This window comes from Hymenobacter qilianensis (assembly GCF_014638675.1).
In the GTDB taxonomy this organism is placed as follows: Bacteria; Bacteroidota; Bacteroidia; order Cytophagales; family Hymenobacteraceae; genus Hymenobacter; species Hymenobacter qilianensis.
Map to the genome: position 1 here is coordinate 100319 of NZ_BMFN01000001.1, position 13175 is coordinate 113493.

The 13175-nt window shown below is 52.0% G+C and carries 11 protein-coding genes and 1 tRNA gene; 1 reads left to right on the forward strand and 11 read right to left on the reverse strand.

Features of this window, described 5'->3' with window-relative positions:
- Nucleotides 1-65: 65 nt before the first annotated feature.
- The 3 genes from cphA to rpsA form a co-directional block, all read right to left on the reverse strand.
- A complete protein-coding gene (cphA, locus tag IEW06_RS00420) occupies nucleotides 66-2705 on the reverse strand; it encodes a cyanophycin synthetase (RefSeq protein WP_188547154.1) in 2640 nt (879 codons plus the stop codon).
- Between the two features lie 288 nt (nucleotides 2706-2993).
- Nucleotides 2994-3064, reverse strand: a tRNA-Cys gene (locus tag IEW06_RS00425).
- Between the two features lie 185 nt (nucleotides 3065-3249).
- Entirely contained in the window at nucleotides 3250-5373 is a 2124-nt protein-coding gene (gene rpsA / locus IEW06_RS00430) for a 30S ribosomal protein S1 (RefSeq protein ID WP_223284396.1), read from the reverse strand.
- 58 nt (nucleotides 5374-5431) lie between these two features.
- Here rpsA and IEW06_RS00435 point away from each other — a divergent pair, with 58 nt between their 5' ends.
- Nucleotides 5432-6097, forward strand: coding sequence for a hypothetical protein (locus tag IEW06_RS00435; protein WP_187731255.1), 666 nt, complete (start codon nucleotides 5432-5434; stop codon nucleotides 6095-6097).
- On the opposite strand, the gene IEW06_RS20840 is transcribed toward IEW06_RS00435, so the two are convergent.
- The 8 genes from IEW06_RS20840 to IEW06_RS00470 form a co-directional block, all read right to left on the reverse strand.
- On the reverse strand, nucleotides 6094-6216 hold the full coding sequence (locus IEW06_RS20840) for a hypothetical protein (RefSeq protein ID WP_262891914.1): 123 nt from the start codon (nucleotides 6214-6216) through the stop codon (nucleotides 6094-6096). The two genes, IEW06_RS00435 and IEW06_RS20840, sit on opposite strands and share 4 nt — an antisense overlap.
- 105 nt (nucleotides 6217-6321) lie before the next feature.
- A complete protein-coding gene (locus tag IEW06_RS00440; RefSeq protein ID WP_188547156.1) occupies nucleotides 6322-7386 on the reverse strand; it encodes a fatty acid desaturase family protein in 1065 nt (354 codons plus the stop codon).
- 142 nt (nucleotides 7387-7528) lie between these two features.
- A complete protein-coding gene (locus IEW06_RS00445) occupies nucleotides 7529-8020 on the reverse strand; it encodes an HNH endonuclease (protein WP_187731254.1) in 492 nt (163 codons plus the stop codon).
- Between the two features lie 127 nt (nucleotides 8021-8147).
- Nucleotides 8148-8939: a C40 family peptidase gene (locus tag IEW06_RS00450; RefSeq protein ID WP_229743015.1), complete on the reverse strand. Its 792-nt coding sequence runs from the start codon at nucleotides 8937-8939 to the stop codon at nucleotides 8148-8150.
- A gap of 143 nt (nucleotides 8940-9082) precedes the next feature.
- On the reverse strand, nucleotides 9083-9553 hold the full coding sequence (gene smpB, locus IEW06_RS00455; RefSeq protein ID WP_084446556.1) for an SsrA-binding protein SmpB: 471 nt from the start codon (nucleotides 9551-9553) through the stop codon (nucleotides 9083-9085).
- 28 nt (nucleotides 9554-9581) lie between these two features.
- Nucleotides 9582-9995 (reverse strand): thioesterase family protein, encoded by a 414-nt coding sequence (locus tag IEW06_RS00460; RefSeq protein WP_187731253.1) that lies wholly within the window; start codon nucleotides 9993-9995, stop codon nucleotides 9582-9584.
- A 156-nt stretch (nucleotides 9996-10151) separates the two neighbouring features.
- A complete protein-coding gene (tsaD, locus tag IEW06_RS00465) occupies nucleotides 10152-11165 on the reverse strand; it encodes a tRNA (adenosine(37)-N6)-threonylcarbamoyltransferase complex transferase subunit TsaD (protein ID WP_188547158.1) in 1014 nt (337 codons plus the stop codon).
- A 244-nt stretch (nucleotides 11166-11409) separates the two neighbouring features.
- Nucleotides 11410-13014 (reverse strand): DUF4394 domain-containing protein, encoded by a 1605-nt coding sequence (locus IEW06_RS00470; protein WP_187731252.1) that lies wholly within the window; start codon nucleotides 13012-13014, stop codon nucleotides 11410-11412.
- Nucleotides 13015-13175: the final 161 nt, after the last annotated feature.

The following is a 13175-nucleotide window of genomic DNA, read 5'->3' on the forward strand; positions in this document are numbered from 1 at the left end:
TACAAAAAAGCCCCCCAGAAAGTATCTGGGGGGCTTTTTTAGTGAATATTGAACCAAGACAGCTTTTACGCTTGCACGATCTGTGCTTCAAACTCCTCGATCTGCTTGATTGTAGAAGGTATTTTCTCTGTAAAAACACTAATGACAGAGCCTGGCCGGGCAGTATGCAGTACGTGATGGATGGCTTCTGTCTCGTCTTCGATGTACGTAATCGGCAGATCAGGCTTGTCCATACGAAGGCCACGCGTCATCAGAGCATATATCTCCTCCCCTGACTTACCCCGCAGGTCTTTATCTTGGCGAAGGATCACTTCATCGAATATTTTTCCTGCTACGCGTGCAAAGCTTATAGTATCCTCATCACGACGGTCGCCCAACCCTGATACGATACCCACCTTGTGCGTGGCTGGTGTATTATTCAAAAACTCAGCGTACTTGGTAATTCCGGCCGTATTATGCGCATAGTCCACAATCACCTCAAATTCCGGAAACTTGAACACATTCATACGACCTGGAGTCTTGGCAGCTGAGGGTACGAAGGTTCGTAATGCAGTCTTGATAGAATCTTTCGTAAATCCGGCTACATAGCCAGCCAGCGCTACTGCTAAGCTATTTTCGATGTTGAAAGTAGCGCGTCCGCCTAGGGTAATAGGAAATTCAACGGCCCGATCTATGCGCAGCTTGTAGCTATTTTGATAGATAGTCACGTAGCCTTCCTCGTACACGGCTGCCACACCACCATTTTCAACGTGATCGAGAATGCGAGGATTTTTTTCGTTCATGCTGAAAAATGCTACGCGGCAGTGCAGTCGTTCGGCCATAGCGTATACCAAGTCATCATCGGCATTGAGAATAGCCCAGCCGTTTTTGCATACTGTGCGAGGCAATACCCCTTTTACAGCGGCCATTTCCTCTACCGTATTAATATCGCGCATGCCAAGATGGTCGGCCGCTACGTTGGTTACAATAGCGATATCGCAGACGTCAAATCCCAGACCGGAGCGGAGCATGCCGCCTCGCGCTACTTCCAGCACAGCATAGTTCACCGTGGGGTCACGCAGTACAAACTCTGTGCTTTGCCCCCCCGTACAGTCGCCTTGCTCTAGCTGGTTACCCTGAATATAGATACCATCGGTAGTCGTAAAGCCTACTTTGTAGCCTTGTGCAGCTACCATGTGGGCTAACATGCGGGTAGTGGTAGTTTTGCCATTAGTACCCGTGACGGCCATAATAGGAATACGCGAAGGAGTACCACGCGGAAATAGCATATCTACCACAGGTGCAGCTACGTTCCGAGGCAGGCCCTCAGCCGGCGAAATATGCATCCGGAATCCTGGTGCCGCGTTTACCTCAATCACAGCCCCGCGAGATTCGTTAAGCGGAATGGCAATATCTGAGGTAAGCAGATCGATGCCGCATATATCAAGGCCAATTATACCGGCTGCTCGCTCCGCTAATAGCACATTGTAAGGATGCACCAAATCGGTGACATCAGTAGCTGTACCACCCGTACTGATGTTAGCAGTACTCTTCAAAAACAACTCTTCTCCCTCCGGCAGTACTGATTTTAACGTCAGGTCGCGGGCTTCGAGAATGGCCATCGTATGCTTATCAGCCGTTATCTTGGTAAGAACCTTCTCGTGGCCCTCGCCGCGGCGTGGATCCTGGTTAACCTGGTCAATAAGCTCCTGAATTGTGCTTTTCCCATCGCCTAGGACGGAAGCAGGCTTGCGTTTTGCTGCTGCCACAAGCTGGCCATTAACAACCAGTAGTCGATGGTCAAAACCCTCTATAAACTGCTCTACGATGACGGCACGCGAATATACCTGGGCTTCCTTAAAGCCCGTTTGAGCTGTCTTCCAATCTGTAATGTTAATACTGGCGCCTTTACCATGATTTCCATCCAAGGGCTTCGTCACAATAGGAAACCCTAACTCTTCAATGGCAGTGCGCAATTCCTCGATAGAGTAGACCGTGGTACCGCGAGGTACCGGAATACCTGCATCAGCAAGCATTGCCTTTGTGCGGTTTTTATTACCTGCAATGTCTACTGCAAAAAACGCTGTATTAGTAGAAGTGGTAGCCTGAATTCGCTTTTGATTTACACCGTAGCCCAATTGAATAACAGACGTATTCTTGAGGCGGATATACGGAATATTACGCGAAACGGCTTCCGCCACTATACTATAGGTGCTGGGCCCAAAGAACTCCTCCTCCCGAATATTGTGCAGTTCTGTGATGATGGGCTTAATATCTACCTTTTGTTTTTGGCATAAGGCATCTACAATCTCCACCGCGGCCCGGGCGGCTACACGACCAGCTCGCTCTTCTTGATAAGAAAACACGACGAACTCCACTCCTTCCTCATGCGCTGAAGGGTAAGATTTGCCCCAATACACCGGCATCCCCGCCAAACGCTGTAACTCTAATGCTACGTGCTGAATCACATGGCACATTGGCTCACCGTCGGTAAGCTGCTCCAGTGTTAGAGGCGGGTACTTAAGTTTTTGTTTTGATGAATCGGGAGTGGGGCACGGCTGCCCTACTCCGGGTAGCAGCTTTGTGAGACGACTTGCTAACCCTGGAATAGCATTGGACCATTTGCCCGCCAGGTCCTCCAAGTCTACTTTCATCACAATGAGCTTTAGGTGCTTGACAGACCAGTAGCTCGGGCCGCGCATAGTGCGGAGGTCAATAATTTTCATAAGAAGTTGGGGCGGAAAAAAGTAAGCTAGCGGTTGTACGCACAAATGAAATGTAGGGATAATGCGATTGTAAACCCAAGGATCAGCCAGTGTAAAGTTGCCCAGACGAGCTTATAGTCAATATATTGACTTGAAATGACCTACACTTTGAACTTGATTGTATGTATTGTTGAAAAAAGATTGCTACAAGAGTCTTCATTGACCCTTACAGCAGGGTTTAAAAGCAAAAAACCCCGGTTGGGGCTAATCAACCGGGGTACTAAGCAAAAGAAAACAGGAACAGGAAAGAGGTGACGGGCGGATTCGAACCGCCGTAGGAGGTTTTGCAGACCTCTACCTAGCCACTCGGTCACGTCACCGGGTTAGGAGGGTGCAAACTTACGCCATTATCTGACCTTCGCCAAACCTGGGGGGCTTTTTTCAACCATTAGCGTCCTAAGCTATTGGCTACGTGCGAAGTAGTTTGAAATCACTCGTGCTTAAAGCTCACAAAAAAGGCCCTGACAACTGTCAGGGCCTTTTTATTACTCAAAAACTAAGAAAACTATGCTTTCTCTCCGTCCTTCTTGTCAGCATCTTCGTTGCCGGGCAGCAGATCTTTGGCTTTTTCAACCACATCGCCAGCTACTTCTTTCGCTTTCGCGAAAGCAGCTGAATCAGCTACGGTGTCTACTACGTCGCCAGCTACTTCCGATACCTTATCGAAGGCAGCGGAGGCAGCACCAGTTACGGCAGCCAGGATTCCACCTTCAGCGGCCGGAGTCTCTTCAGTAGTGTCAGCTTCAGCGGCAGGTGCTTCTTCGGCTTTAGCAGCCTTAGGAGCCTTCGCTTCCAGCTTCTGCACACCAGCGTCACGCTCGTTGCCCATCATCTTGTCGCGCAGAGCCGACAGAGCATCCAGGTCACCGAGGGTCGACTTGTCAGCCGTTGCCGGCTTCTTAAGGTCGCTCAGCTTGCCTTCGCCTTGGGCTGCAGCAGCACCAGCGGCTGGCTTCTTCTTAGCAAACTTCGAAGCACGAGTGTCTTCTTCCTGCTGCGCCTGATTGAACACGGCAGTGTGCGACAACACGATACGACGATCATCCTTCGAGAATTCAACCACACGGAAGTCTAGCGCTTCGCCGTTTTCGGCGTTCGAACCATCTTCCTTCACCAATGACTTGGGGTAAGCGAAACCTTCGATGCCGTAAGGCAACTCGAGTACCGCACCACGGTCGTTTTTCTCCGTAATAGTGGCTTTGTGCACCGAGCCAGGAGTAAATACAGTCTGGAACGTATCCCAAGGGTTTTCCTCCAATTGCTTGTGGCCAAGGGCCAAACGACGGTTAGCTACGTCAAGCTCCAACACCAACACGTCCAGACGGTCGCCCACCTTCACCACTTCGGATGGGTGCTTGATCTTCTTGGTCCACGACAGGTCAGACACGTGTACTAGGCCGTCTACACCTTCTTCCAACTCTACGAACAGGCCGAAGTTGGTCAGGTTGCGCACTAGGCCGTTGTGCTTGGTACCTACGGCGTACTTGCCGCCGAAGTCGCCACGAGTCCACGGGTCTTCGCTCAATTGCTTGATACCCAAGCTCATCTTGCGGTCTTCGCGGTCCAGCGTCAGAATTTGCGCTTCAACTACGTCGCCCTGCTTGATGAAATCCTGCGGATTGCGCAGGTGCTGGCTCCAGCTCATTTCCGAAACGTGGATTAGGCCTTCTACGCCAGGCACGATTTCCATGAATGCGCCATAGTCGGCTACGTTCACGATACGGCCTTTTACTTTCGAGCCTACGCCCATATCGGCGGGCAGTGAATCCCATGGGTGAGGAGTCAGCTGCTTCAGGCCCAACGAGATACGCTTCTTGGCTTCGTCGAAGTCAAGAACAACCACGTTAAGTTTCTGGTCAAGCTGCAATACTTCGCTCGGATGAGCGATGCGGCCCCACGAGATATCGGTGATGTGCAACAGACCGTCGACACCGCCGAGGTCGATGAACACACCGAAGTTTGTCATGTTCTTGATAACACCTTCCAGAATCTGACCTTTTTCAAGGTTGTTCAGGATGGCTTCGCGCTGCTTCTCCAGGTCCTTCTCAATCAGGACTTTGTGCGAAACAACTACGTTGTCGAAAGCGGCGTTGATTTTTACCACTTTCACTTCCATGCGGCGACCAACATAAATGTCGAAGTCGCGAATGGGCTTCACGTCAATCTGCGAGCCGGGCAGGAAAGCTTCTACGCCGTCCAGCTCCATGATCAGACCACCTTTGGTCCGACGCTTTACTACGCCTTCCAGGATGTTATCGAACTCCAGAGCGTCGTAAATCGACTTCCAAGCCTGCTTGATCTTCGCCTTCTTGCGCGAAAGGATCAGCTGGCCGTTCAAATCTTCCTGGTCTTCGATGAATACCTCTACCTGGTCACCGATTTTCAGGTCAACCAGGTCGCGGAATTCGGACAGGGGCACGAGGCCGTCGGATTTGAAGCCAATGTTCAGGATCACGTCGCGGTCGGTGATGCCGACTACGGTGCCTTTCACTACTTCTTCCTCCTGGACGGTGGTCAGCGTGTCGCCGTACATTTTCTCCATCTCGGCGCGCTGCTCGGGGCTATAATTGCCACCAAAGCCGGTCGCTCCGACGTTGTCCCAGTCGAAGTTATCTGCTACTTCTGCCATAGTTACTGTTTGGCCCTTATCTACACGTCCGGCTCAGGGCCACCTACCGGAACGCGTTATGAGTAACTCCCTGAAGCTGAGGCTCCAGACCCGCCACCCTGACGGGGCGGCAAAGATACAGGTTTTACAGCAGGATATTTGTGGCAACAGATTGTTTTTTCGTAGTATCTACTTGATATCACATCTGTTGCACCCGACTCTATACAAAGGAACGGTGCTATCATTTCTTATGCTTCTAAGCGGCTGCGGCTTCTACCAGGAGCAATTTGGTAGTTATCACAGAATTAAAGCCAGCAGCAAAGCTTTAACGGAAAAGGCTATCATCAGCTTGATTCAGGATGGCACCCTGCAAACCAGAAATCAACTGTGGCAGTTTCTACTTGCTAAAAGAGCAGCGCTAGGAGAGGTTCGGCTTGCAGGTACATGGGTTGACAGCACTCACGCAATTGGGCACCGAAACAGGAAATCATTCGTAATTTTTCATTCAAACAATCAGGTTTTTTACAGTTTGGCTTTATATAACTGTGGCGAGCCAGTGGTGTCACCGGAAGGATTGATCGGTCCCAACTGTGACCTCCGAATTGAAAGCATTAACGCGTTACAGTCGGACTCAGTCCTGCGTCAAGTGGAGTGGAAAGAGGCAAGCCCTGCCTTAACCGAGTTTAAAGAAGCTATTCTACCGATAATCAGACGACGAATAGAGCTAATGAAGCAGGCAGACTAATTCTTCAACTCTGCCAGAAACTCACGCGCCGTGAGCAGCCGGATGCTGGGAAACTTCACTTGCAGCAGCGCCCGAAAATGAGCGACGTTGGTGACCAGATAATCGGCTTGCCCCACCACAGCTGCCCATCTTATTTATCGGGCTAATTTGCTGACAGAGGTTAAATACCAACAAAAAAGCCCCCCAGAAACATTTCTGGGGGGCTTTTTTGTGCATTGAATAACCTACTTGCGGCCTAACTCCCGCAGATAAGATACGTGAGAGACTACGGCGTAGCGCATCTTCGGATACTCGTTGTAGGTAATGTCGAACTCTTCGCACATCTGCTTGATGATCTTGCTGATGGCGGGATAGTGCACGTGCGAAATCTTCGGGAACAAGTGGTGCTCTACCTGGAAGTTCAGGCCGCCCACGAGCCAGCTAATGACTTTATTGTGAGTAGCGAAGTTGGCGGTGGTTTTGATCTGGTGAATGGCCCACTCGTCTTCCAGCTTATTCGTGATTTCGTCGGGCATGGGGAAGGCGGCGTGTTCTACGGTATGCGCCAACTGGAACACCAAGCTAAGCGTGAAGCCAGCTATGGCTGCAAACACCACAAACCCTACCAGCCAGGCTACGAAACCGGCCGTGTAAATGGGCAGGGCCACGAATAATAAGAGATGAATTACCTTGAAGCCCCAGAAAACTGACTGGTCGGTGGCCGTCATTTTCTTGATGGGCATACCCCCGATTTTGCCTTTGAAATACTTCTGGTAATCCATGAAGAAGATCCAGGCGATGTAAAGCAGGGCGTAGAGAAACCAGAAATAGAGGTGCTGAAAACGGTGCAGCTTGCGGCGCGGCTGAGTGCTGCTCATGCGCATCCAGGGCTGCACGTCGAGGTCGTCGTCCACGCCGTCCACGTTGGTGTACATGTGGTGGATGAGGTTGTGCTTCATGTTCCACATGAAAGAATTGCCCCCCAACACGTTCAGGGTAAAAGCGGCAAACTGGTTGAGCCACTTCGACTTGCTGAAGCTACCATGGGCGCCGTCGTGCATGACGTTGAAGCCGATGGCTGCGCCGATAAGGCCGAGCAGAATGCACTCCAGAATACCGAGTAAGGCGCTTGGCGTGAAAAACACTAGGTGCAGATACACCAGCACAAAGGCCGTCGTCAGAATAAGCGCTTTGACGAAAAGCCCGGAGTTGCCGGTTTGCGGTTTGCCCGCTTCCTCGAAGTAGGCGTTGATCCGAGCCTTTAGCTCGGTGTGAAAAGAGCGGGAAGCCGCAAACTTGGGAACTGACATGAACGCTGGTTGGGTGGAACGGGGGGCAAAGGTATGCCTCTAACCTCAACCAGCGATGGTTAGTTTAAAGCCGAGCAGTAATTCCTTGGGTTAGTAGAAAAAACTGGGGCGGCAAACCTTGGTTTACCGCCCCAGTTGTAGCTCAATTCAGGTAATCGTGCCAGTTCTGATCTATGGTGCCGGCCGAGAGCTTCAGGAAGCCGGCTAGCGTTGGCTTCTTGGGCTGCTGTCGTACCGTGAGGCCTGCTTCGTGCGGTGTGCGGTGGCCTTTGGCGTGGTTGCAGCGGGCGCAGGCCGTCAGCAGATTGGTCCACGACGATTCGCCGCCGCGGGAGCGGGGCAGCACGTGGTCCAGGGTCAGGTTTTTAGTTGATCCGCAGTACTGACACTCGAAATGGTCGCGCTTCATAATGTTGTGCCGACTCAGGGCAATGCCTTTGTAGGGCACGCGCACATAGCGCTGCAGGCGGATAATGCTGGGCTTGGGGAAAGCCTGGCTGATGGAGCGCAATGTTCCGTCTGACCTGGCAATCATCTCAGCCTTGTCCAAAAAAAGCAGCACAAAAGCCTTCTGCACGCTGCAAAGCGTAATCGCGGTGTAGTCACCGTTCAAGACAAGCACTTTTTGATCCATACGCTCAGGGAGAATCGGGTTAGCGAAAGCTAGGTGATTCTTAGCGCATTAACAACAGCCGCCGGGTTAAGTTTCCTTTAGCTCAGGGCTGTGGGGGGCTTTTTTGGTCGTATGGCCCGGCGATACTTTAATCGGGCAGCAACCGCTTGATCAGGCGCAGCTTGTGCGAATATTTCTGGCGCTGTCGGTTGTAAATGCCGTTGTGGTCGAGCGGGTCGATGCGGACCTCGCCGCTGGCGTGCAGAATTTGCTGGTCTTCCAGCAGCATGCCTACGTGTACAATGTTGCCTTCGGCGTTATCAAAAAAGGCCAGATCACCGGGCTGGGTCTGCGAAACGAAATGCACAGTGCGGCCATGGTCAATCTGCTGGCGGGCATCGCGGGGCAGCTGAATATCAACCAAGCCATAAAGCTGCTGCATAAGCCCCGAGCAATCGACGCCAAACAGCGTTTTGCCCCCCCACAGATATGGTGCCTTCAGAAAGGCCTGGCCCATTTTCTGAAGCAGTGCGGCCTTGCGGCCAGGGTCACCATTGGACGTAGGATTGGTTGCGGCGCCGTTATAAAACAGCTGCCGCTCGCCCAGGCGCAAGGTCATGCCATCGAAAAAAGGCAGGCGGGCACCCAGCGAAATAGGCTGGCGCGTGTCCGCATCGCTTACCATCTGCACCACGTCGAGGCTGCGAGGGTGAGCATGTGCGCCCCATTCGGTGAAGTAGGTGCTGGTTACGGGTTGGTGTTGCTTCACATCCATCCAGCCCACGTATTGATCGGCCGCAATGCGGACCTGGCACCAATTGCCCTGCGTGAGCACGATGGTATAGCACTCGCCGAAAATGAGCTGGGTGACAATTTCGGCCCGATCAGTAGGCTCGGCCCGCACCGGTACCACGCTCAGGGGGCAAATTCCGTATTCCAAAATGGTGAAATTTTGAAGTTGTGAGTTTGTGGAATACGAACAGCTTTCACTCTGACTTGCTTACCTATTCACGCTGCGAAGCTCCGCCTTTCAATTGAAGCCACCAAGCCATCCTCCACAATTTCGCAATTTCACCACTTCACCTAATAATCGCGCGCCCGGTCCATTTCGCGCTTCTGATCCTTGGCCTTGATGTCTTCGCGCTTGTCGTAGAGCTTTTTGCCTTTGGCCAACGCAATTTCGAGCTTCGCAAAGCCCCGGTCGCTCACAAACAAGCGGATGGGAACAATGGTGAGGCCCTGCTCCTGGCTTTTGTCGGAAAGCTGACGCAGCTCGCGCTTGGTGAGCAGTAATTTCCGCTCGCGGGTGGGCTCGTGGTTGTTGTAAGTGCCTTCGGTGTACTTGGAGATGGAAAGATTGTGCACCCACAGGCTACCGTCGGGGTGGAAGATGCAGAACCCGTCCTGCATGTTCACGTTGCCGTCGCGGATGCTTTTTATTTCGGTGCCTTGCAGCATCATGCCCGCGTCGTACTTCGTCAGAAAAGAATACTCGTGACTGGCCCGGCGATTAACAATATTGACTTTGCGTGGTGCGTCTTTTTCTTTGGCCATAATAACAGAAAGCGCGCTGAGGCGCTGATTAAGCAGATGTTGGGGAACCGGCGCGCAAGGCGGCAAACCGAGCCGCTAGTTTTTCACGACTCACAATGCGCTGTCCGGTGCGGCCGGTAGCTACCAGCCGCTCGCCCACCCGTACTTCTACGGCGCAAGTCAGCTCGCGATTTTCCAGGGCGGCAAAAGTAGCGCGAAATTCCACGGTTTCGCCCGCGAAGGCTGGAGCGTGGTGCTCCACTTGCAGCATCGTCCCGATGCCCTCCTCCCCTGCTTCCAGCATTTCCAGTACAAACAGCCGCCCTGCCCACTCCATCCCGCGCCCCAAGGCAAACGTGCTCAGCACCTCATGCACCGTATGGCCTTCCATCGTCGCAAAGTCAGCTGCTGTCACGACGAAGGAATAGGTTTTGACGTCGCCGGGGTGGAAGGGGCTTTTCATGAAACGCTAACGGATAATGGCAATAAAGGCGGTCATGCCGAGGCGGAGCCGAAGCATCTCGCGTGCTAATGCTGGATTACTAATCTTACTAAACACGTGAGATGCTTCGGTTCCGCCTCGGCATGACTGCCTTTTTGTTTTTTGTCATCACCCCTCCTATCCCAACTTCAACCGTGGGTCAGGGCTGACGAGCTGGGGGGCAAAATCGCCGGCCTCGAACTGAAAATGCGCTGTCATGGCGACCATAGCAGCATTATCCGTGCAGTACTGAAACTCGGGAATGAATACGGCCCAGCCTTTTTCTAAAGCTAATTCCTGCAAAGCGGCGCGCAGACCGGAATTAGCGGCCACGCCACCAGCCAGCGCAATCTGCGTCAGGCCTAAGTCGGCGGCGGCGCGCTGAAGCTGGCGCAGCAGGGTCTGAATAATAGTGTACTGGATGCTGGCGCAGAGGTCTGGCAAATTCTCCTGAATGAAGTCCGGGTTCTTGGCCGATTGCTGACGAAGAAAATACATCACAGCCGTCTTGAGGCCGCTAAACGAGAAATCGTAGCCGGGCATGGCACCCACCGGAAACGGGAAGCGGGTGGGGTTGCCGGTGCTGGCCAGCTTATCCAGGTGCGGACCGGCCGGATACGGCAGGCCAAGCAGCTTGCCGGTTTTGTCGAAAGCTTCGCCGGCCGCATCGTCGATGGTCTGGCCGATTACCTGCATGTCTGGGGGGCTTTTTACGACCACCAGTTGCGTGTGGCCGCCACTCACCGTCAGGCAGAGAAAGGGAAACGTAGGGCGCGGCTCATTAATAAAATGCGCCAGAATGTGTGCCCGCATGTGATTGACAGCCAGTAGCGGCTTACCCAGCGCCAGCGCAAAGGTTTTGGCGAACATGCTGCCGACCAGCAACGAGCCCAGCAGCCCCGGCCCTTGAGTAAAAGCCACTGCATCAAGCTCAGCTTTGGTTACGCCAGCTTGGCGCAGTGCCTCCTGCACCACCGGAATCAGGTGCTGTTGGTGAGCCCGCGAAGCTAACTCCGGCACCACGCCGCCGTATTGTTCGTGTACACGCTGCGTGGCCACTACATTGGAGCGAATTTGCCCCCCAGCTAGCACAGCGGCCGAGGTGTCGTCGCAGGATGATTCGATGGCCAGAATGATTGGATACGGATTCATAGGATGCAAGCCAATGTGCCTTAGTACTACTGGCGTCAAAAGAGAGTAAACAGCAGTTAGCATTTCGTTAACCAACCGCCACAGATTTATAACCCAAAGGTCGTTTAAATACCTAAATTTCTGCCCTGCTGTCGACGCTTGAGGCTGCGTTTCCTGACTCGACAATTGATTGAGAAACTTAAAAAGCCTTGGCTTACAGGCCAAGGCTTTTTGTGTCAGAGTTCAACGATAAGGATGGTTAGGTTCAAAAGCCTAAACCCATCGTGAAGCCACTAATATCTCTATCAGAGTTAGGAACAAATAAGCTAACATCGCTTACTAATGTAGCCCTGCCCGTCGATAGATTAATGGTGTAGAGCCCGGTCGTAATGTTGCTGCTACCACTCCTATTCATAATAGCGTAGGCACTATTACTGGTGCTACCAATGTCGAAATCAGTTCTGCCAGCTCGCATACCCAAGGGTCCGATTTCTACCAACGTGCCCGCATTAGGGGGATTCTGCAGATAAAGGCTGTTAGCGTCGATGACATACAAATTAGTAGTTGTCGCACCCACAAAGTTGTTATCGTAGGCTACCGCACCGACAAATGGCCTGAAACCATTGAAATTCGGATTGAGACCTCTATCCCTTGTAACAGTTGCGTCAAGTGGATTTACACGCAGGTTAGCGTTAGTGTAACCCTCCACAATGCGGATCTCGTCTGTTACAGGATTAAAATCAAAGCCAAGAAAGAAATCAGCAAACACCACATCTAAGGAGCCAACAAACGTAGCCGCAGCTGTAGCTGCGTTGATCGTAACAAGCCGGTAATTAGTTGTAATTGCATAAATCTGTCCATTCGCCGGACGAAAGTCTATCCCTTGAATAAACTCATTGGTGAGTAGTCCTGTAATAGGCTTACTGACGCGAGCAGTGGGATTGGTAGGATTAAAAATTACTAAATCGTTGAATTTAATGGGATTTGTGTTCCTATAATTTGCCAGTACAGCATAGGCTACCGGTTGAGTTGGAATAGCCACTCCCGAGTACCCTAGGCTCTGACTGTATTGAGCAAGCGGTTGGGTATCGCCCGTATTCAGGTTAACCGTAAATAAGGTTGGTTTGCCGGCTACATCAAATAAGCCCAAAGCGGTACCACTTTTGGCGTCAATATCGAAGCCGCCGTCGCCGCTGATGCCGAGCTTGAGGTCGCCCACGACCGCCAGCATACCATTGTTGGGCGGATCCTGGCGGTAGAGCTTATCGGTGGCTGGGTCGAGGTCGTAGAGCACGGTGGCGCTGGCACCAGCTACGTTGTTGGTATAGGCAGAAGCCGTGATTATGGCTCCGGCAGCACCGTTGATGGTTCCGTCAACGATAGTTCCGGCCCCAGTCTCCGGATTCAGCCGCAGGTTCTGCCCCGTGCTGGTCACGATGCGGATGCGGTCAACCGTGGGATTGAAGTCAAAGCCCACTAGGCTGCCCTCTAATGCAGGCATAAAAGCACCCGAACCAACGGCATGGGCCCTGCCCGTCAGATGGTTAATTATATAAATGCGATTGGCGCTGCTTACTCCATAGAGCTGCCCCGAGGCGGGGCGGAAGTCGATAGCCAAGATGCGTTCACCACCCTGCAAACCTGTGATGTCGACCGAAGCCGTGCGAACGGCCGGAGCCTTAGTAGAGTACGCGTCTAATTTGGTACCACCAGACAAGGTATAAAACGGAATGTCTAAGCCTAGATTAGGAAAAGAAGGTGGTGGAGTGGGTTTAGGAAAGTACTGCTCCAGAATATCCTCACAACTAGTCAGAGAAGCCAATAGCAGCAAACACATACCAAGCTTCTTGAAGTATACAGTTTTTTTCATTCATCTAATTTTTTAGGATTTAAACAATAAAAATTTAAGTTATATGGTTTCTAACGTAGGGGGATTCTTTATGGATGCGTAATTTATAGTCTTATTTAAATAATATATTAAAAGCACCAATTAGGCTTATCGGAGGGCTTTTTGAGGAATCTGCTATGTAT

Bases quoted from the DNA above. Each gene is read 5' to 3' on its own strand.
- IEW06_RS00440 (WP_188547156.1), bottom strand. From the start codon at position 7,386: ATGTCAGTTCCCAAGTTTGCGGCTTCCCGCTCTTTTCACACCGAGCTA.
- IEW06_RS00445 (WP_187731254.1), bottom strand. From the start codon at position 8,020: ATGGATCAAAAAGTGCTTGTCTTGAACGGTGACTACACCGCGATTACG.
- cphA (WP_188547154.1), bottom strand. From the start codon at position 2,705: ATGAAAATTATTGACCTCCGCACTATGCGCGGCCCGAGCTACTGGTCT.
- smpB (WP_084446556.1), bottom strand. From the start codon at position 9,553: ATGGCCAAAGAAAAAGACGCACCACGCAAAGTCAATATTGTTAATCGC.
- IEW06_RS00470 (WP_187731252.1), bottom strand. From the start codon at position 13,014: ATGAAAAAAACTGTATACTTCAAGAAGCTTGGTATGTGTTTGCTGCTA.
- rpsA (WP_223284396.1), bottom strand. From the start codon at position 5,373: ATGGCAGAAGTAGCAGATAACTTCGACTGGGACAACGTCGGAGCGACC.
- IEW06_RS00435 (WP_187731255.1), top strand. From the start codon at position 5,432: ATGAGTAACTCCCTGAAGCTGAGGCTCCAGACCCGCCACCCTGACGGG.
- tsaD (WP_188547158.1), bottom strand. From the start codon at position 11,165: ATGAATCCGTATCCAATCATTCTGGCCATCGAATCATCCTGCGACGAC.
- IEW06_RS00460 (WP_187731253.1), bottom strand. From the start codon at position 9,995: ATGAAAAGCCCCTTCCACCCCGGCGACGTCAAAACCTATTCCTTCGTC.